The organism is Actinosynnema sp. ALI-1.44 (assembly GCF_001984155.1).
GTDB lineage: Bacteria > Actinomycetota > Actinomycetes > Mycobacteriales > Pseudonocardiaceae > Kibdelosporangium.
In genome coordinates this window covers 189,362-207,131 of record NZ_MTQO01000041.1, presented here as the reverse complement: position 1 = coordinate 207,131, position 17,770 = coordinate 189,362, and the positions used below count along the sequence as shown (strand labels likewise).

General features: G+C 68.9%; 20 protein-coding genes and 1 pseudogene. 14 read left to right on the top strand and 7 right to left on the bottom strand.

The features are described 5' to 3' along the window. Positions 1-10 precede the first annotated feature (10 nt). From ALI144C_RS16265 to ALI144C_RS16250, 4 genes are all read left to right on the top strand, one after another. The gene (locus tag ALI144C_RS16265) at positions 11-670 is read left to right on the top strand and encodes a response regulator transcription factor (protein ID WP_076987924.1); all 660 of its coding nucleotides are present in this window, start codon (positions 11-13) and stop codon (positions 668-670) included. A gap of 1 nt (position 671) precedes the next feature. Continuing rightward, a complete protein-coding gene (locus ALI144C_RS16260) occupies positions 672-2,030 on the top strand; it encodes a sensor histidine kinase (RefSeq protein ID WP_076987923.1) in 1,359 nt (452 codons plus the stop codon). After that, the gene (locus ALI144C_RS16255; RefSeq protein WP_076987922.1) at positions 2,027-2,968 is read left to right on the top strand and encodes a TAXI family TRAP transporter solute-binding subunit; all 942 of its coding nucleotides are present in this window, start codon (positions 2,027-2,029) and stop codon (positions 2,966-2,968) included. Before ALI144C_RS16260 ends, ALI144C_RS16255 begins: the two co-directional genes overlap by 4 nt. An 82-nt stretch (positions 2,969-3,050) precedes the next feature. Further along, complete coding sequence (locus ALI144C_RS16250) at positions 3,051-3,326, top strand: GlsB/YeaQ/YmgE family stress response membrane protein (RefSeq protein ID WP_076987921.1); 276 nt, start codon at positions 3,051-3,053, stop codon at positions 3,324-3,326. A gap of 46 nt (positions 3,327-3,372) precedes the next feature. Here the strand turns inward: ALI144C_RS16250 and ALI144C_RS16245 are convergent, their stop codons facing one another. Beyond that, positions 3,373-3,969 carry a DUF5655 domain-containing protein gene (locus ALI144C_RS16245; RefSeq protein WP_076987920.1) on the bottom strand — a complete coding sequence of 199 codons (597 nt, stop codon included), beginning with the start codon at positions 3,967-3,969 and terminating at the stop codon, positions 3,373-3,375. A gap of 219 nt (positions 3,970-4,188) precedes the next feature. Here ALI144C_RS16245 and ALI144C_RS16240 point away from each other — a divergent pair, with 219 nt between their 5' ends. The 3 genes from ALI144C_RS16240 to ALI144C_RS16230 are packed head-to-tail and all read left to right on the top strand — an operon-like array spanning position 4,189 to position 7,207. Then, complete coding sequence (locus ALI144C_RS16240) at positions 4,189-5,268, top strand: AAA family ATPase (protein ID WP_076987919.1); 1,080 nt, start codon at positions 4,189-4,191, stop codon at positions 5,266-5,268. After that, a complete protein-coding gene (locus ALI144C_RS16235; protein ID WP_076987918.1) occupies positions 5,268-6,215 on the top strand; it encodes a DUF58 domain-containing protein in 948 nt (315 codons plus the stop codon). Before ALI144C_RS16240 ends, ALI144C_RS16235 begins: the two co-directional genes overlap by 1 nt. After that, complete coding sequence (locus ALI144C_RS16230; protein ID WP_441297563.1) at positions 6,215-7,207, top strand: VWA domain-containing protein; 993 nt, start codon at positions 6,215-6,217, stop codon at positions 7,205-7,207. Before ALI144C_RS16235 ends, ALI144C_RS16230 begins: the two co-directional genes overlap by 1 nt. 2 nt (positions 7,208-7,209) lie before the next feature. On the opposite strand, the gene ALI144C_RS16225 is transcribed toward ALI144C_RS16230, so the two are convergent. Next, entirely contained in the window at positions 7,210-7,584 is a 375-nt protein-coding gene (locus ALI144C_RS16225; protein WP_076987917.1) for a hypothetical protein, read from the bottom strand. 81 nt (positions 7,585-7,665) lie between these two features. Here ALI144C_RS16225 and ALI144C_RS16220 point away from each other — a divergent pair, with 81 nt between their 5' ends. Beyond that, on the top strand, positions 7,666-8,115 hold the full coding sequence (locus ALI144C_RS16220) for a hypothetical protein (protein ID WP_076987916.1): 450 nt from the start codon (positions 7,666-7,668) through the stop codon (positions 8,113-8,115). Here ALI144C_RS16220 and ALI144C_RS16215 read toward each other — a convergent pair. Beyond that, positions 8,097-8,735: a TetR/AcrR family transcriptional regulator gene (locus tag ALI144C_RS16215; protein WP_076987915.1), complete on the bottom strand. Its 639-nt coding sequence runs from the start codon at positions 8,733-8,735 to the stop codon at positions 8,097-8,099. The two genes, ALI144C_RS16220 and ALI144C_RS16215, sit on opposite strands and share 19 nt — an antisense overlap. A gap of 87 nt (positions 8,736-8,822) precedes the next feature. Here ALI144C_RS16215 and ALI144C_RS16210 point away from each other — a divergent pair, with 87 nt between their 5' ends. From ALI144C_RS16210 to ALI144C_RS16190, 5 genes are read left to right on the top strand one after another with little or no spacing between them, the layout of a single operon-like run. After that, positions 8,823-9,737, top strand: a complete 915-nt coding sequence (locus ALI144C_RS16210) for an alpha/beta hydrolase (protein WP_237774162.1) — start codon at positions 8,823-8,825, stop codon at positions 9,735-9,737. After that, positions 9,730-10,560, top strand: a complete 831-nt coding sequence (locus ALI144C_RS16205; protein ID WP_076987914.1) for an SDR family NAD(P)-dependent oxidoreductase — start codon at positions 9,730-9,732, stop codon at positions 10,558-10,560. The genes ALI144C_RS16210 and ALI144C_RS16205 overlap by 8 nt, the downstream gene beginning before the upstream one ends. 6 nt (positions 10,561-10,566) lie before the next feature. After that, positions 10,567-11,493, top strand: coding sequence for a reductase (locus ALI144C_RS16200; RefSeq protein ID WP_076987913.1), 927 nt, complete (start codon positions 10,567-10,569; stop codon positions 11,491-11,493). Continuing rightward, complete coding sequence (locus ALI144C_RS16195; RefSeq protein WP_076987912.1) at positions 11,490-12,953, top strand: flavin-containing monooxygenase; 1,464 nt, start codon at positions 11,490-11,492, stop codon at positions 12,951-12,953. Before ALI144C_RS16200 ends, ALI144C_RS16195 begins: the two co-directional genes overlap by 4 nt. Before the next feature lie 16 nt (positions 12,954-12,969). After that, positions 12,970-13,413, top strand: a complete 444-nt coding sequence (locus ALI144C_RS16190) for a PPOX class F420-dependent oxidoreductase (RefSeq protein WP_076987911.1) — start codon at positions 12,970-12,972, stop codon at positions 13,411-13,413. Between the two features lie 5 nt (positions 13,414-13,418). On the opposite strand, the gene ALI144C_RS56695 is transcribed toward ALI144C_RS16190, so the two are convergent. The 3 genes from ALI144C_RS56695 to ALI144C_RS16175 all read right to left on the bottom strand — a co-directional run bounded on the left by ALI144C_RS56695 (position 13,419) and on the right by ALI144C_RS16175 (position 15,629). Continuing rightward, the gene (locus ALI144C_RS56695; protein WP_202818963.1) at positions 13,419-13,670 is read right to left on the bottom strand and encodes a hypothetical protein; all 252 of its coding nucleotides are present in this window, start codon (positions 13,668-13,670) and stop codon (positions 13,419-13,421) included. Further along, entirely contained in the window at positions 13,663-14,637 is a 975-nt protein-coding gene (locus ALI144C_RS16180; RefSeq protein WP_076987909.1) for an RNA polymerase sigma-70 factor, read from the bottom strand. The genes ALI144C_RS56695 and ALI144C_RS16180 overlap by 8 nt, the downstream gene beginning before the upstream one ends. A gap of 65 nt (positions 14,638-14,702) precedes the next feature. Then, positions 14,703-15,629: a YVTN family beta-propeller repeat protein gene (locus ALI144C_RS16175; protein WP_237774161.1), complete on the bottom strand. Its 927-nt coding sequence runs from the start codon at positions 15,627-15,629 to the stop codon at positions 14,703-14,705. A gap of 520 nt (positions 15,630-16,149) precedes the next feature. Between ALI144C_RS16175 and ALI144C_RS59045 the strand changes: the two are divergent. Beyond that, positions 16,150-16,377, top strand: a pseudogene (locus tag ALI144C_RS59045) (pyridoxamine 5'-phosphate oxidase family protein); the annotation flags it as partial. A gap of 21 nt (positions 16,378-16,398) precedes the next feature. Here ALI144C_RS59045 and ALI144C_RS16165 read toward each other — a convergent pair. After that, positions 16,399-17,685, bottom strand: coding sequence for an NlpC/P60 family protein (locus tag ALI144C_RS16165; RefSeq protein ID WP_076988000.1), 1,287 nt, complete (start codon positions 17,683-17,685; stop codon positions 16,399-16,401). Positions 17,686-17,770 lie beyond the last annotated feature (85 nt).

Sequence of the window (17,770 nt, the reverse complement as noted above, 5' to 3'; positions counted from 1 at the left end):
GACGACTGCCGTGCGGGTTCTGCTGGTCGAGGACGACAAGGGTGTCGGCGAGGCGCTGATCGAGGCGCTGGCCGCCCGTGGGCACGTACCGACCCGGGTCAGCCGCGGCGCCGACGCGCTGACCCGGCACCACGACGCCGACCTGATCCTGCTCGACCTCGGCCTGCCCGACACCGACGGGCTCGAGGTGCTGCGCATGATCCGCAAGGTCGCGGACGTGCCGGTGCTCGTGCTGACCGCGCGCGGCGATGAACGTTCGGTGGTCCGCGGGCTGCGGCTCGGCGCGGACGACTACGTGGTCAAACCGGTGCGGCTGGCCGAGTTGCTGGCCAGGATGGACACCATCATGCACCGGGCTGCCCGTTCCGCGGCCGCCCTGCACCACGTGGTGCAGGTCGCGGACGTGCGGATCGACCTGTCCGCCCGGCGGGTGATCGCCGGCGGCGAGGAGATCTCGCTGACCACCAAGGAGTTCGAACTGCTGGCGGTGCTGGCGCGGCGGTTGGGCACCGCGGTCAGCCGCCAGCAGCTGATGGACGAGGTCTGGGGCGACGCCTACCTGGCGATCTCCCGGTCGCTCGACGTGCACATGACCCAGTTGCGGGGCAAGCTCAAGCGCCCCGGGCTGCTCACCACGATCAGGGGATTCGGTTATCGGCTGGGTGAATGACATGCGGACGCGCCTGCTGCTGGTGCTGTTCCTGTTGTCCGCAGCGGCGGTCGCGGGTTTCGCGTGGCCGCTGCTGGAGAGCACGGCGGCGTCCCGCACTCAGGAACTGCTGATCTCGCGGACGGCGGAACTGGACCGGTTCGCCGCGCTGGCACAGCAGGCCGACGACACCGGCGACACGCAACAGCTGGCCCTGGAGATCCAGGCGTACTCGGACTTGTACGGCGAATCCGTGCTGGTGGTCGACACGCGCAAACGCCAGGTCGTCGCCACCGGTGGGTTGCGCGCCCAGGACGTGCTGCCGTTGATCGACAGCGCGCTGCGCAACCAGCCGGGTCCGAAGCCGTCGGAGCTGCGGCCGTGGTCGTCGGAGAACCTGTTGCTGGCACGCCCGGTCGGCGCCGGAACACGTGTCGCGGGCGCGGTGGTTCTGAAGGCGTCGGTCGCGTCGGCGGCGTCCGATGTGGCCCATGACTGGCTGCTGATCGTCGTCGGTGCGATGGTCGCCGCGTTGGTGTTCGCTTTGCTGGCGTTGGTCGTGTCCCGGTGGGTACTGCGGCCGTTGGCCCAGTTGGAACACGGTGTGCTCGCCTTGGCCGCGGGCGAGGAGCGCACACACGTGCCCGCCAGCGCCGGGCCGCGTGAGCTGCGAGCGCTGGGCGCGTCGTTCAACAAGATGTCCGACGCCGTCGCGGAGGCCTCCGAACAGCAGCGCAGGCTCGTCGCGGACGCCTCGCACCAGCTGCGCAACCCGATGGCCGCGCTCCGGCTGCGCGTGGATTCCCTTGCCGGACAGGTGAAACCAGACGGGCTTCGGACCTACAACGGGTGCGTCGCGGAGGTCGAGCGAATGGAGTCGCTGCTCGACGGCCTGCTGGCGCTCGCGACCGCGGACAACGCGGACTACCGGGAGACCGTAGAGGACACCTGCGACGCCGCGACCGTCCTCGTGGAACGACACGACGCCTGGCACGCCGCGGCCGACCGGTCAGGCGTCGCGCTACACCTGGCAGGCGTCGAGCACTTCATCGTCGCGATGCCGGACAGCGAACTCGGCCAGGTGCTGGATGTGTTGCTGGACAACGCCGTCAAGTACGCGGGCAGTGGCGCGCGCGTGGACCTCGCCTGCGCCGACGGGACGATCACGGTGTCCGACAACGGCCCCGGCCTGCCACCGGAGGATATCGCCCTGGCGACACAGCGGTTCTGGCGTTCCAGCCAGGCGGGCACGGGCGGCACCGGCCTTGGCCTTGCCATCGCGGAACGGCTGGTTTCCTCACGGGACGGCCAGATGACCGTCGAAGCCGCCCAGCCGCACGGCCTCGCCGTCCGGATCACGCTGCCGTTGGAGTCCGCATGACTGTAGCCAGGCGATCGGTGCTGCTCGCCGGTCTCGCCGCCCTCACCGGCTGCGGTGGCACCGAATACTCCGGTCCGTCCAGGACACTCACCATCGCCGCGGGCGAGGAAGGCGGGTTCTACCTCGCGTTCGCCCGGCTGCTCGCCACGCAGATCACCGAGACGGAGCCCGGGTTGGAATGCGTGGCCCAGAGCACGCTGGCGAGCCAGGCGAACGTGGAGTTGCTGCGGGCGGGTAAGGCGGACTTGGCGCTCGTGCTCGCCGACACCGCGCAGACCGCGCTGGCCGGTAACCGTCCATACGCGACACAGGTGCCGATGCGGGCGCTCGGCCGCGTCTACGAGAACTACATGCAGCTGGTGGTCAGGGCGAACGGGCCGATCCGCGGCATCGCCGACCTGACCGGCCGCGCGGTGTCGCTGGGCGCCTCCGGGTCGGGCGCGGCGCTGTTCGGTGACCGCCTCGTCGAGGTCGCGGACGTCCAGCCCCGCGTCACCCGGCTCCCCCTGGCCGACGCGGTCGCGAGCCTCGCCGACGGCCGGGTCGACGCGCTGCTGTGGTCCGGCGGGGTGCCGACCCCCGCGCTGGCCGAACTGGACGCCGCGGTCGGGATCCGGTTGGTCGCACTGGACAACGTCGCCCCACGGCTGCGAGCCGGGCACGGTCCGGTGTACGACTCCGTCGTCGTTCCCTCGGGCGCCTACCAGTACGTGCGGGATGTTCGGACGATCGGCGTGGCGAACTTGCTGGTCTGCGTGCCCTCGCTGCCGGACGAGATCGCGGGCGCGATCGTGTCCGTGCTGGTCAGGCGGGCCGCGGAACTCGTGCCGCAGCAAGCGCTCGGTACCCAGTTCCTCGACTCACGAACCCTCATCGCGACCGCGGGCGTCCCGCTGCACCCCGGGGCCGCCGCGATGTACCGCGACCTGCACGGATAACAGTTCGCACTTTCAAGGTGCGGATCCGGGGTACTCCTGCGACTGTAGTCACAGGACGAAACTGCACTCAAGGGAGTGTGCGATGACCATCGAATCGATCCTCGGCGCGATCGTGATCGGCCTGATCATCGGCGCGCTGGCCCGGCTCATCATGCCGGGCAAGCAGAACATCCCGATCTGGCTGACCATCGTCGTCGGAATCATCGCGGCGTTCCTCGGCAGCCTGGTCGCGAAGTGGTTCGGCGTCCAGGACACCAAAGGGATCGACTGGATAGAGCTGCTTTTCCAGCTCGGCGCCGCAATCATCCTCGTCGGCATAGTCTCCGGCGCGATGGGATCACGCAAGGCCAACAGATAGCTTCGGACACCTGAGCAGGGGCGGTTCCCGCGGGAGCCGCCCCTGCTCACGTGTTCTGCTCGAACGCCACCGCGAGCCAGTAGCACACCTCGTCGTCGACCTCGTGCACGTTGGCCAGCGGGATCCGGTGCGTCATGGCGTCGTCGCGCAGGACCTTGGCCGACTGGAGACGGGCGGCGAACCGCTGGTGGCCGCCGGACAGGTCGACGATCCGCAGGCCGAGGTCGACCCGGGTCCTGGTGGTCGGTTTGACCATCGCGAACTTGCGGCGCCTGGTTCGCAGGGTCACGTACGACTTGCGGGCCTGGACCTCGACCAGGCCCTGGTTGGCGATGCCGACCCCGGCCTCGATCACCTCGTTGAACACCGGCCGCAGGTGCTCCCGGTCGGCGAACTGGTCGGCCACCAGCTCCTCGGCCGTCTTGAGCAGGAAGTCCGGGTACCCGAAGCGCTCCATGATCAGCAGCTGCTGGGCGTACCCGTTGATGTTGCGGGTGCGGAGCCACTGCTGCAGCTCGTCGCGTGACGTGATGCCGGTTTCCCTGATCCTGACGTTCCAGTCGTCCACGTCATGGCCGGTCTGACGCTTGAGCAACTGGGCGGACCACTCGTGCATCTGCCGCCAGTCCTTGGCGTCGACCATCACGCCCTCCCGGACACCGCCTTATGGCAGCCGCTGCCCGACGAACAGCGCGCTGGCCGCGGCGCTTGTCGCCGCGACGGTGCCCAGTATCAACCATCGCCTGCCGGCGTCGGCGTCTTTGACCGCACATCCCGGGCGCCGGTGTCTTCACAGAGGTCACACCGCTGATCGGCTTCGATGGGTCGCGGCGGAGAACCGTGTCTTGTTGGAGGTTGGCCCGTGACGGAACCCGAGGCCGGGACGAACACCCCGGCCAGTGACGCCCAGTTGCTCGAACGCACCGTGTTCGAGGTCAAACGGGTGATCGTCGGGCAGGACCGGCTGGTCGAGCGGATGCTCGTCGGCCTGCTGGCCAAGGGCCACCTGCTGCTCGAAGGCGTCCCCGGCGTGGCGAAGACGCTGGCGGTCGAGACGTTCGCGCGGGTGGTCGGCGGATCGTTCTCCCGCGTGCAGTTCACGCCCGACCTCGTGCCCGCCGACATCCTCGGCACCCGGATCTACCGGCAGGGCTCCGAGTCGTTCGACGTCGAACTCGGCCCGGTCGTGGCCAACTTCGTGCTGGCCGACGAGATCAACCGCGCGCCGGCCAAGGTGCAGTCGGCGATGCTCGAGGTGATGGCCGAGCGGCACGTGTCCATCGGCGGCCAGACGTTCCCGATGCCGGACCCGTTCCTCGTGCTCGCCACCCAGAACCCGATCGAGAACGAGGGCGTCTACCCGCTGCCGGAGGCGCAGCGCGACCGGTTCCTGTTCAAGATCATCGTCGAGTACCCGACGGCTGAGGAAGAGCGCGAGATCGTCTACCGGATGGGCGTCACCCCGCCGGAGCCCGCCCAGGCGCTCTCACCCGCCGAGCTGACCAGGCTGCAAGGCGTGGCGTCGAAGGTATTCGTGCACCACGCGCTGGTCGACTACGTCGTACGGCTCGTCCTGGCCACGCGTACCCCCGCCGACCACGGCCTGACCGACGTCGCGGGCTGGGTGGCCTACGGCGCCTCGCCGCGTGCCAGCTTGGGCATCGTCGCCGCCGCGCGTGCGCTGGCGCTGGTGCGTGGCCGTGACTACGTGCTGCCGCAGGACGTCGTCGACGTCGTGCCAGACGTGCTGCGTCACCGGCTGGTGCTGTCGTATGACGCGTTGGCCGACGGTGTCCCGTTGGACCACATCATCACGCGTGTCCTGCAGACCGTGCCGTTGCCGCAGGTGTCGGCGCGTCCCCAGCAGGCCGGGCCCAACCAAGGGCCCCCACAAGGACCCCAGCAAGGCCTGCACGCACCTGCGGGCGCGGCACCCCGGTAATGAGCGAGAAGGAGAGCACCGAGCGTCCGTCGTGGACGCCGCCGATCCTGCGCGGCGACCGGATGGAAGCCGGGCTGCGCCTGCTCGAACTGGACGTCCGCCGCAGGCTGGACGGCCTGCTGCAGGGCAACCACCTCGGCCTGGTGCCCGGTCCCGGCACCGAACCGGGCGAGGCACGGCCCTACCAGCCGGGTGACGACGTGCGCCGGATGGACTGGGCGGTGACCGCGCGGACGACCACGCCGCACATCCGTGAGACGGTCGCTGACCGCGAGTTGGAGACGTGGCTGGCGATCGACCTGTCCCCGAGCCTGGACTTCGGCACGGCCGCGTGCGAGAAGCGTGACCTGGCGATCGCCGCGACCGCCGCCGTCGCCCACCTGACCAGGGGCGGTGGCAACCGGATCGGGGCTGTGGTCTCGACGGGCAAGGACACGGTCCGCATCCCGGCGCGTGGCGGCCTGGCGTACGCGCGAGGCATGGTTCGCAAGGTCGCGGAGACGCCGCGGGCGCCGGAAGGCACCATCGGCGACCTGGCCACGCTCATCGAGCAGCTGCGGCGCCCGCCGCGCCGCCGTGGACTGGTCGTGGTGATCTCCGATTTCCTCGGCGACGTGACCTGGCAACGGGCGCTGCGCGGCCTGTCGGCGCGGCACGACCTGATCGCCGTCGAGGTGGTCGACCCGCGCGACGTCGACCTGCCCGACGTGGGCACGATCGTGCTGGCGGATCCGGAGAGCGGCCGTCAGCGCGAGGTGCACGCCACACCGCTGCTGCGCCGTGAGTTCGCGGCCGCCGCCGCGCAGCACCGTGCCGAGGTCGCGGCGGCGATCCGCCGCGCCGGTGCGGGGCACTTGGTACTGCGTACGGATTCCGACTGGGTGGCCGACACGGTGCGGTTCGTCGTGGCCCGCAAACGTGGCTGGTCCGGAGGAGGTGCTGCCTGATGTTCGGCTTGAGCTTCGGCAGGTTCGCCGACGCTTGGTGGTTCGTGCTGCTGATCGCGGTGGCCGCGCTCGTCGCCGGTTACGTGCTGCTGCAGCGCAAACGGCGCCGCAACACCATGCGGTTCACCAACCTCGCCCTGCTGGAGAAGGTCGCGCCGCAGCGGGCCCGCAAGCGGCGGCACATCCCGATCGCGCTGCTGCTGGCCGCGTTGACGCTGTTCACGATCGCGCTGGCCGGGCCGACGGCCGAGGCGCGGGTGCCGCGCAACCGGGCCACGGTCATGCTGGTGATCGACGTGTCGCTGTCGATGGAGGCCACGGACGTCAAACCCAACCGGCTCGAAGCCGCGCAGGCGGCGGCGAAGTCGTTCGCCAGCGGGCTGACCCCCGGCATCAACCTCGGCCTGATCTCGTTCGCCGGGACCGCGACCGTGCTGGTCTCCCCGACGACCTCACGCCAGGGCGTGGTCAAGGCCATCGAGACGCTGCGGCTGGCCCAGTCCACCGCGACCGGGGAGGCCATCTTCTCGGGACTGCAGTCGATCGAGAGCTTCTCGCAGGTCGTCAGCGGCCAGGACGGGCCACCCCCGGCCCGGATCGTGCTGATGAGCGACGGCAAGCAGACCATCCCGACCGACAACCAGGACGACCCCCGCGGCATGTTCACCGCGGCGCGGGCCGCGTCGGACATGAAGATCCCGGTCTCCACGATCTCGTTCGGCACCACCGACGGCACTGTGGACATCGACGGCAGGCGCACCCCGGTGCCGGTCGACGACGAGTCGCTCGAGCAGGTGGCGAAACTGTCCGGCGGCGAGTTCTACAAGGCCGCCACCGCCGACGAACTGCGCAAGGTGTACGACACGCTCGGCGAGCAGATCGGGTACGAGATCAAGGACGCCGACGCCAGCAGGCCGTGGTTGATCCTGGGCACTGTCGCGGCGATCAGCGCCGCCGCCAGCGCGCTGTTCATCGGACAGCGGCTGCCGTGACTTCACAAGATGGTGTCGCGGTACCTCCATGCCCACGACAGAATGCACGCTCCAGGTGACGCCATGGGTTCAGAAGTCAGTAGCCGTTGAATCGTTTCTTCCGCGAAAGGCAGCCCTTCCGACACTGAGCTCGCGTCGGCAGCTGTGACAAGAACGCCTTCGGTGTTGATGCGAACCGTCTCGCCGAAAAGGTCGTCGAAGACGGTGTCGTCCATCACCACCACGGTCAGGATGGTTGCCGTCAGAGTCAGTGTGTCCAGGCCAAGGCCCAGGCAGTAGGCCGAAACCGATCCGCTTCGCCGGAACTCACCGGCTGGTATGAGTCCGTAAATACCAGCCGCCGTCGCGACCTCCAGTGCGAGCCGTGCGAGCGTCATCCGGTCTGATCCGCCACGTCCTACCGAAGCCGATCAGCGGTGTGACCTCTGCGAAAACGACGGTTGCCTAGGCTGTGGCCTGTGATCGACGATCTCGGCAGCCCCCGGGCACGCCGACGGCTGCTGGAGAGCATCCATCCCGACAGCGCGCGTATGCACCACGCCCTGCTGCGCGAGGTCCTCAAGGCCGAGATGGACCACCGGTACGCGCGAGACGACTGGGAACCTGCCGAAGACGACGACTGGGACCTGTTCGAGAACGCGCACCTGTGCGGTTTCCTGCTGCACGTGATTGGCGACCCGGCGGACGTCCCTCTGCTGTGGGAGACCAAGCACATCGATTTCGACATGGCGTGCGGCTTCGACATCCAGTTCCTACTCGGCGCTGGCGCCGAGTCGACGCTGGCCTACCTGCGCGGCCACGGCCACGACGACATCGCGGACGATCTGTCGGAGTACCCCGAACTGCACGACGACCTGCGGGAATGGGTGGCGTGGCGGCGCGAGTACTTCTACGGCTCCGCGAGGTAGCGGGCGGCCATGTCCGCGCCGAGGGTGGTGGTGTGGTCGACGATGCGGGTGGCGTCCACCTCGATGGCACCGCCCAGCCACGCCGTCACCAGTTCGATGAACCCGCCGATGCCCAGCAGCACGCTCATCCGGAAGTCGATCGGGTCGATGTCGCGCCTGAGGTACGGCTGGCCGAGTTCGATCAGCAGGTCCGTGAACTGCTGGAGGGCTTCCTTGCGCAGGCGTTCCAGCACGGCGTTGCCGGTGTGGTCGCCGAAGCCGATCCTGCCTAGGCGTGGGTCCTCGGTCAGGTCGTGCATGAACACCGTCAGCGCCGCGCGCAGCCGTTCGATCGGGTCGGACGGCGCCTGGAGCGCGGCTTCCACGACACGCTGGATGGCGTTGTCGCGAACCCGTTCCCACACCGCCGCCAGTAGCGCGTCGACGTCGGTGAAGCTCTCGTAGAAGTACCGGTCGGTCAGCGCGGCACGTGCGCACACCCCCCGCATGCTGACGGCCGACCACCCCTGGTCGCCCCAGATCTCGAACGCGGCGTCCACGAGTTTGCCGCGACGCTCGGCACGGCGTTGCTCTGTGCTGCGTCCCGCGTAGATCCCTCGCCGGGTTCCTGTCGTGGCCACCTGACCATCTTGACAAAACACCGTGGTCAACTTCAATCTGATGGCATGCGCCTTCAGAGACGACGGCTGCCATCAGATAGCGCTCCGGTGTCATGGCAAGCGCGGGTTCTGCTGGCCACGGCCTGGGTCACGGCCCGGCCGTTGATCGCGGCGCTTCCCCAGAACGAGCGAGGTGTCCGGCTCGGACGACGTGGCACGGCCGCGACACTGGCCGTCCTGTCGCCTGCGCTGCCGGGCACCGAGATCACCGGGGTCGACGACCCACGCGGGGAGTGGGTCCGCGCGCCGCACACGTCGGAGGGCCGTGTGGTGTTCTACCTGCACGGCAGCGCGTACACGATCTGTTCGGCACGAACCCACCGCGGCATCACGTCCCGGCTGTCGGCGGCCTCCGGCACGCCGGTGTTCGCGTGCGACTACCGGCTGGCACCCAGTCACCGCTTCCCCGCCGCAGCCGACGACGTGCGCGCCGCCTACGACTGGCTGCTCGGCCAGGGCTACCGGCCCGACCAGATCGTGCTGGCCGGTGACTCCGCGGGTGGGCACCTGGCCATGGACCTCACGTGTGAGCTGGTCAAGGCTGGGCAGCCGCTCCCGGCGGGGATGGCGCTGTTCTCCCCCGCGATCGACCTCACCTTCGCCCTCAGCGCCCGGCGCGGCCCCCGGGATCCGCTGATCTCGGCCGCGCGGGCCAGGCGGCTGGTCGAGCACTACACCCGGGACGTCGACCCCACGCACCCCCGGCTGGCACTGAGCATCCCGGCGGGGTCCCCGTGGCCGCCGACACTGGTCCAGGTCGGTGGCGCGGAGATGCTCGTCGCCGACGCCGAACACATCCACCGGACCATCCGCGCCGCTGGTGGTGACTGCGAACTACAGGTGTGGCCCTCGCAGGGACACGTGTTCCAGGTTTTCGCCGCACTGGTACCCGAAGCCCGCACGGCGCTCGCCCGTGCCGGGGAGTTCATCGCCGGAATCTTGTCAGGGAGATCTCATGAGTAGTCGCCGTAGCACGCGTGCACGAGCCGTGGTGACCGGTGCCGGGAGCGGCATCGGCCGGGCGTTCGCCATCGAACTCGCGCGCCGGGGCGGCACGGTGCTGTGCGCGGACGTCAACGACACCGCCGCCAAGGAAACCGCGCACCTGATCGGCAACGCCGGTGTGCCCGCGCACTGCGACGTCGCCGATCCGCAGCAGGTTCGCGACCTGGCGCTGGCCAGCGAGGGCCTGCTGGGCGGCCCGCCGACGCTCGTGATCAACAACGCCGGGATCGGCGCCGGTGGGCAGGCGATCGGCTCGACCCCGCTGGCGGACTGGAAACGCACGCTGGACATCAACCTGTGGGGCGTCATCCACGGCTGTCACGAGTTCGTCCCGCTGCTGCGCGAGACGGGCACCGGCGGAGTCATCAACGTGGCCTCGGCGGCCAGTTTCGCCGCGGGTCCCGCTATGGCCGCGTACAACGTCAGCAAAGCCGGTGTGCTCGCCCTGTCGGAGACCCTCGCCGCGGAACTGTCCGGTACCGACGTCGCCGTCACCGTCCTGTGCCCCACGTTCGTCAAGACCAACATCATCGACAACGACCGCATCGACGCCGCGGCGGCGCGCATGGCCGACACGCTCATGCGGCTCACCGGCGTCTCACCACACCGCATCGCACGCACCACATTGGACGCGCACGACGCCGGACGCCTGCACGTGGTGCCGCAACTGGACGCCCGGCTGGTCTGGCGGACCAAACGCGCGTTGCCCGGCACCTACACGAAGCTGGCCGGTCTGGTCGGCCGACTGCTGCCGTTCGACGAAACCGGCAAGGAGGGCTGAGCGGCGATGGCACACGACTTCGACACCATGCTGCGGACCATCAAGGACAAGCAGTGGTCGCTCGCCGACGTCGACTGGGACGCGCCCGGCGCGGAGACCATCACCGACGAGCAGCGGCCCAAACTGAAGCAGTTCATGGCGGACCTGGTGTGGATCGAGAACATCGGCGCGATGGGCTTCGCCGCGTTGGCCGACAAGGCCCCGACCGAGACCATCAAACAGATCTACAAGTACTTCCACGCCGAGGAGCAGAAGCACGCCAACGCCGAACTGGCGTTGATGAAGCGCTGGGGCATGCTGGACGACGGCGAGACGCCCGAGCCGACCGTGCAGGTCAAGATGGCGATCTGGGTGCTGGACAACTTCAGCGACGACATGCCGCTGACCGGGCTGGCCACGCTGATCCCGATGCTGGAGTGCGCACTGGACGGCGCACTGGTGAAGTTCCTGCTCGACGAGGTCTCCGACCCGGTGTGCCACGAGGTGTTCCGGCACATCAACTCCGACGAGTCCCGGCACATCGCGGTGGACTTCCAGGTGCTCGACGTGGTCGGCGCCGGACCGGTGCGCAGGCAGCTGATCGAGTCGGCCGCCGTGCTCAAACCGCAGGTGCTGCTCGGCCTGATCGTGGTGTTCGTGCCGCTGCTGAACAAGATGCGCGACAACATCGTCGCGATGGGCCTGTCTGAGCAGAAACTGTACAACGCGGTGAAGCGCTTCGTCAGCAACGGCGACCGCAGCGCGAACACCCGGCGGATCCCGGCGTACCAGATGTTCAAGCAGCAGGCCCGGATGGTGATCGACCGGACCCACCCCTACCACCGGTTCCTGGCCGACCCGCTGGTCAAGCTGACCAACGCCTTCCCGGCCCGGCTGTTGGGCAAGCCGCCGTCGTGGTCGAAGGAACTCACGCACGAACCGGTGGACCGATGAACACGACCACCGGTGTCCTGGTCATCGGCGCGGGCTTCTCCGGCCTCGGCACAGCGATCCGCTTGTCCCAGGCGGGGATCACCGACTTCGTGATCTGCGAACGCGCGGGCGACGTCGGCGGGACCTGGCGCGACAACACCTATCCCGGCGCCGGGTGCGACGTCCCTTCGCTGGTCTACTCGTACTCGTTCGCGCCCAACCCGAACTGGTCGCGCGCGTATTCCGGCGGCGCGGAGATCCTCGCCTACATCAGGCACATGACCGACCAGTTCGGGCTACGTGAGCGCATCCGGTTCAACACCGACATCACCCGACTGGTCTACGACGACGACACCGGCACGTGGACGGCGTCTACAAAGGACGGCCACACGATCACCGCCCGCGCGGTCGTGTCGGCCGTCGGCGCCTTGGCCAACGCAAGCTATCCCGGCATCGACGGCCTCGACACCTACCGCGGGCACACGATGCTCAGCTCAGCGTGGGACCACAGCTACGACTTCACGGGCAAGCACGTGGCAGTGATCGGCACCGGGGCCAGCGCTGTGCAGATCGTCCCCGAACTGGTCGCCATGGCGGCCACCGTGAAAGTCTTCCAGCGCACACCCGGCTGGGTGCTGCCGAAGGCCAACCCACACCACCCGTCGTGGCTGACCGAACTCTTCCGCAGAGTGCCCACCACACAGACCGCCCTGCGCCAGGCACTGTTCTACGGCCACGAGGCGATGGCGCTCGGTGTCGTGTGGGACAGCGCCGTCACCACGCTGCTGCAACAGGTCTCACGCCGCTACCTGCGCCGGGCGGTGGCCGATCCGTGGCTGCGCCGCAGGCTCACCCCGGACTACCGGATGGGCTGCAAACGCATCCTGATCACCAGCGACTACTACCCCGCGCTCCAGGCACCGAACTGCAAGCTGATCACGTGGCCGATCTACGCCCTGTCCGCCAACGGGATCCGCACCGCGGAAGGTATCGAGCACCAGGTCGACTGCGTCGTGTTCGCCACCGGCTTCGACGTGTACAACGCCGGAACACCGTTCCCGATCAGCGGATCCGGCGGGCGGGTGCTCGGCGACGAATGGCTGGCAGGCGCGAAGGCGTACAAGAGCGTCGCCGTCGCCGGGTACCCGAACCTGTTCTTCACGCTCGGCCCCAACTCCGGGCCCGGCCACAACTCGCTGCTGGTCTACAGCGAGGCGCAGATCGACTACATCGTCCAGGCCATCTCGCTGATCCGACGCGACGGACTGCGCAGCCTCGAGGTGCGCAAGGACGTCCAGGAGGAGTTCAACCGGGACCTGCAACGTCGTCTGGCCCGTACGACGTGGAACTCGGGGTGCAGTAGCTGGTACCTGACCGGCGACGGCTTCAACGCGACCATGTACCCGGGCTTCGCCACCCAGTACGCACGCGGCCTCGCCACACTCGACCCGGACGACTACCTCGCCACGAAGGCAGGCTAGTTGGTACGTTGCCCGCGTGGCTGACTGGACGGACGAACTGCGCGACATCGTTCGCGAACCCCGCATCTGGTACGTGGCAACGACAAGCGCGGACGGCTCGCCGCACGTGAGCCCGATGTGGGTCGACCTGGACGGCGACCTGGTGCTGTTCAACACCACGATCGGCCGGGTCAAGGAACGCAACCTGCGCCGCGATCCCCGGGTCTGCCTGTCCAGCGTCGACCAGGCCGACCCGTTCGACCGGGTGCAGATCCACGGCCGGGCCGTCCGGTTCGTCACAGGTGAGCAGGCCAACCGCCGGATGGACGCGCTCGCGGGCAAGTACCTCGGTGCCGATCGGTACGAGTGGCTCATCCCCGGCGAACAGCGCGTGACCGTCTTCGTCGAGCCCACCAGGATCCGGCGGATCGCGGGCGTCGAGCCGTTGCCCGCAGCCGCGCTCGACCCGGGCGGTGCTTGAGTCGATCACGAGCGGAGCCGCACGGACAGCACGAGCAGAGCGGCCGGGATCACGATTCCGACGGCCAGTACGAGGGGCTGGACTATCGCGTCGGCCCGTGGCAGGCCACCGAGGTGGGTGGCGTGGAAGACGAAATGCGACACCGTGAACACCAGGTTGGCGACCAGCGCGGTGCGGACAAGGCGGCGTTCCATGGTGACGGCTGCGACCGCGAGCACGAGCACGTACGAGAGAGTCGCGGCACCGAGGTCACGCATCAGGTGTTCGTTGTACGGCGGCAGCATCGCGACCCACGGGGCATTGTCGTAGAACCCGCGCGGCAACAGCAGTTGTGCCAGTCCTGCCAGCCCTTGGGTGACGGCGAGGAAGACCAGTCCGGCTCTCAGCCACGTCACGACAGCCCCCGGTACGACGTGGCCAGGGGCGCCGGGTGCCGCGCCAGGTAGTCCTCGCACCCGCCGAGACGAGGACGGCGGGTTCGCCGTTGACCTCGGCCATTTCCAGGCGCAGGCCCGACGCGAAGCGGCTCATCCCGCCCATGAAGTACCGGATGACGCGCTGACGGCCGAGCACTGGGCGGAGTGCGGTCGTCACCTTGCCGCCGCCGTCTGCCCATGAGCTCACGTCGGCGGCCAGCACCTGTTCCAGTCCGCTCAGATCGCCTTCCCGCGCTGCGGCGAGAAACCGCTCGACCAGCCGGGACCGCTCCTGGTGGTCGGAGCCGAACCGTGGCCTGACCTCCTGCAGACGACCCCGCGCCCGCCGGTGCAGCTGGCGGCAGTTGGCCTCCGACGTCGCCATGATCTCCGCGATCTCCCGATAGCGGTACGCGAACGCCTCACGCAGCACGAACACCGCCCGCTCGGCCGGGGTGAGCCGCTCAAGCAACACCATGAACGCGAACGACACGGATTCGCGCTGTTGCACCGTCTCCAGCGGACCGAGCACGCCGTCGACGGCGATCACCGGCTCCGGCAGCCACGGTCCGACGTAGCACTCACGCTGGACACGCGCCGAGGTCAGCCTGTTGAGCGCCAGGTTCGTGACCACCTTCGCCAGCCAGGCCGACGGTTTCACCACGGCCCGCCGGTCCACGCCGTCCCACCGGATGAACGCCTCCTGCACGACGTCGTCCGCGTCGTGCGCCGAGCCGAGCAGCCGGTAGGCCAGGCCGAACAACCGCGGGCGCTGGTGCTCGAACTCGGCGACAGCGTCATCGTGCATACCGGGACTGTGTCACGCCGCCCGCACGTCCGGAGGGGCGGTCACCGCCAAGGCGCCTGTGCGGCTCAGCCGGTCACGGCCACTCCTTCTGGTTGCTGACCGACGGGCACGGCGGCGACCGGTTTCGCCGTGGCGGTGTCGATGACCGACATCGTGTTCGACGCGGTGTTGGTGATGTACACGAAGCTGTTGTCCGGTGAGGCCGCGGAGCCTTCTGGTCTGCGCTGCACCGGGGACGTGGAGGTGGTGCCCACGGTGGGGAAGTTGATGACCGAGATGGTGTCCGCGCTCGCGTTGGCCACGTAGACGACGTCGCGCGGCGTCACCGACAGGCCCATCGGCGCGTCACCGACCGGGACTGTGGCGAGGGGGCGGCCGGACGAGGTCCCGATGACGCTGACCGTGTCGTCTCCGGTGTTGGCGACGTAGATTCGGTCACCTCGCGGCCGGACGGCGATGCCGGCCGGGAACCGACCGACCGGGATCGTGCCGATGGCCTTGTTGGTCTTCGTGTCGATGACCGTCACGCTCGCGTCGCCGTTGTTCGTGACGTAGACCCGGCTGCCGTCCGGGCCGACGATCGGTGTGTGCGGGAAGCGCCCGACGGGAATCTCGGCGACCGGCCGCTGCGTGGCGATGTCGATCACCGTGACCGAGTCGGAGCCGAAGTTGGCGACGTAGGCGTGGGTGCCGGTGGCCGCCACGCCGAACGGATCGGCGCGGACCGGGATCGTGGCGACCACGAGTTGGGTCCGAGCGTCCAGAACGGACACGGAATCGGATTGTTCGTTGGTGACGTAGACAAGCTTGCCGTCCGGCGTCGCACCTACTCCCACCGGGCCGTCGCCGACACCCACGGTCGCGATCACCTCGCCGAGCCGGGTGTCGTAGACAGTGACGTTGTCCGACCCGGTGTTGGCGACGAACACGAGCACGTGCGGCGGATAAGCCGCAGCCGGAACCGGGACCATCAGGGTGAGCAGGAGCACCATTACGGCAAGGACGACTCGGCCGGGTGACGGGGAGACATACCCAGGGTTGGACGTGTGTCTTCTCCGGAGAACGAACAAGGAGCGCTCCTCGATGCGGGGGTACGAAGTGCGGAAGAACGAGGTAGTGACCATGCGGTGCTGGGGCGGTGGCCGATGCACCCGCGGCACGGAGGCTTGTGAGCGTCCGAACGTGCCGCTGTACCGTTCACCCTAATGGCCGATTGCCGATGTCGCTGCGCGAAGTAACAAGTACAACACGTTGAGTGACAAGGGCGTCATCTGTGTGTGACGCTCTGGACTTTCCGTAACCCGTGACAACGATTCACCTCTGCCTGCGCCCCCTTGGGCCGGTCCGTGATCACATGGCCAACCGACGATTCGAAGTCGCCGGACGAGGTGCGAATCCAAAAACGCGGCGAGTGATGCGTCCCGATGGTGGCCAGGCTTTCGTGCCATCCGTCACCAACCGTCGACAGAACGTGCGGTACCGGCCTTACCCGCTTGCACCGGTGCGGGCCTGATGTGGGCCACCGTTCCACGGCTGCTTGCCCTGCATCGCTACCTCGTGCTCGGGACCGTCGACCCTGCGGGCAACCCGTGGGTCACCCCGGTGTTCCACGCGGCCGATGGGGAGCACCGAGTGCTCTGGGTGTCCTCACCGGACAGTCGCCACTCACGCAACATCGCAGTGTGTCCCAGTGTGGCCGTCACGGTCTTCGACACACACGCGCCCATCGGCCAAGCGGAGGCCCTCTACCTCTGCCGAGGGTCAGAGCATCCGCGTGGCGTACGGCACCAATCCGCCGTAGCGCACGGGACTGATCCGCACACGCGAGCCCGAGTACGGCGCCTCGACCATCTGACCGTTGCCGATGTACATGGCCACGTGGTGGATACGGCCGCGCGTGGCCCAGAACAGCATGTCCCCCGGTGCCATCTGGGACAGCGGCACGCGACGTCCCGATGTGGCCTGGTACCCGCTGTAGTGCGGGAGTCTGATGCCCACCCCGGCGAAGGCGTAGATCATCAGGCCGGAGCAGTCGAAGCCGATCTTGGCGTAGTCGCCGAACGAGTCGGCCACGCCGCCGTCCCGGATGCCTCGGGTCGGCCCGTTGGCATTGCCGCCACCCCACGCGTACGGCACGCCGAGTTGGGACAGCGCGCGGGCGATGACGATCGAGGCCGAACCACCGGTGACGGGCGGACGTCCCGGGGCCGGGCGGCTGGGTTTCGCGCCACCGCCCCCACTCGGGCGTTGGGCCGCCGCCGCCGCGGCGGCGGCTTTGGCGCGTTCCTCGTCTTCCCGCTGTTTGGCCGCCAGCCATTGCTGGTAGCGCTGCAGCTGGGATTCCAGGCCACCGACCTTCGCTTGCGCGTCGGCGAGTTCCTGCTCGGTCCTGGCGCGGAACGCCTCCAGCTGGGACGCTTCGCCCGCCTGGTCGCGACGGGCCTGCTCGGCCACCGCCGTCGCCTGGTCGGCCACGCGTTTGGCGTTCTGTGCCGCCGTTTGCTTCTCGTTGGCCAGGTTGAGCGCCGCCCTGGCACGGGAGTCCTTGTTGGCCTGTTCGACGCGGGCGCGCTGCATCCGTTCCAGCGCGTCGAGTGGGGCGCTGCTGACCGCGTTGAGCAGTCCGGCCCGGTCCAGCAGATCCTTGGGGCTCTTGGCGCCGAAGTACGCCGTCATGGAACCGACTGTGCTGCCTTGGCGGAAGCTCGCGGCCGCGAAGTCGTCGATGTCCTCGCGCACCTTCCGGATCGCCGCGGTGGCCGCGTCGGCCTCCTGCCTGGCCGCTGCCGCGTCGGCACGGGCCTGGTCGGCCACGTCCCGCGCGGTCTGCAGGTCGACGAGCGCCTTGTTGGCGTCTTCCAGCTTCAGCTCGACGGTCGCCTGCAGGTCGACCAGTTTCGACTCGGCGTCGGCCAGCTGACTGGTCAGCTCCCCGACCTTGGTCGCCTTGCTGTCCCGGTCGGCCTTGCTGTTCTCGATGTCCTGGTCGCTCGGCTTCGGCGGGGGCGGCGGTACGGCGAATGCCGACGGTGTCATGGTCAGCGCCATGACAGCGGCGATGATCGCGACGCCGGTTCGACGGACACGCACGGCGCCTCCTCCGTTCGACCACCACTTCCGTCACAGCAGTTAT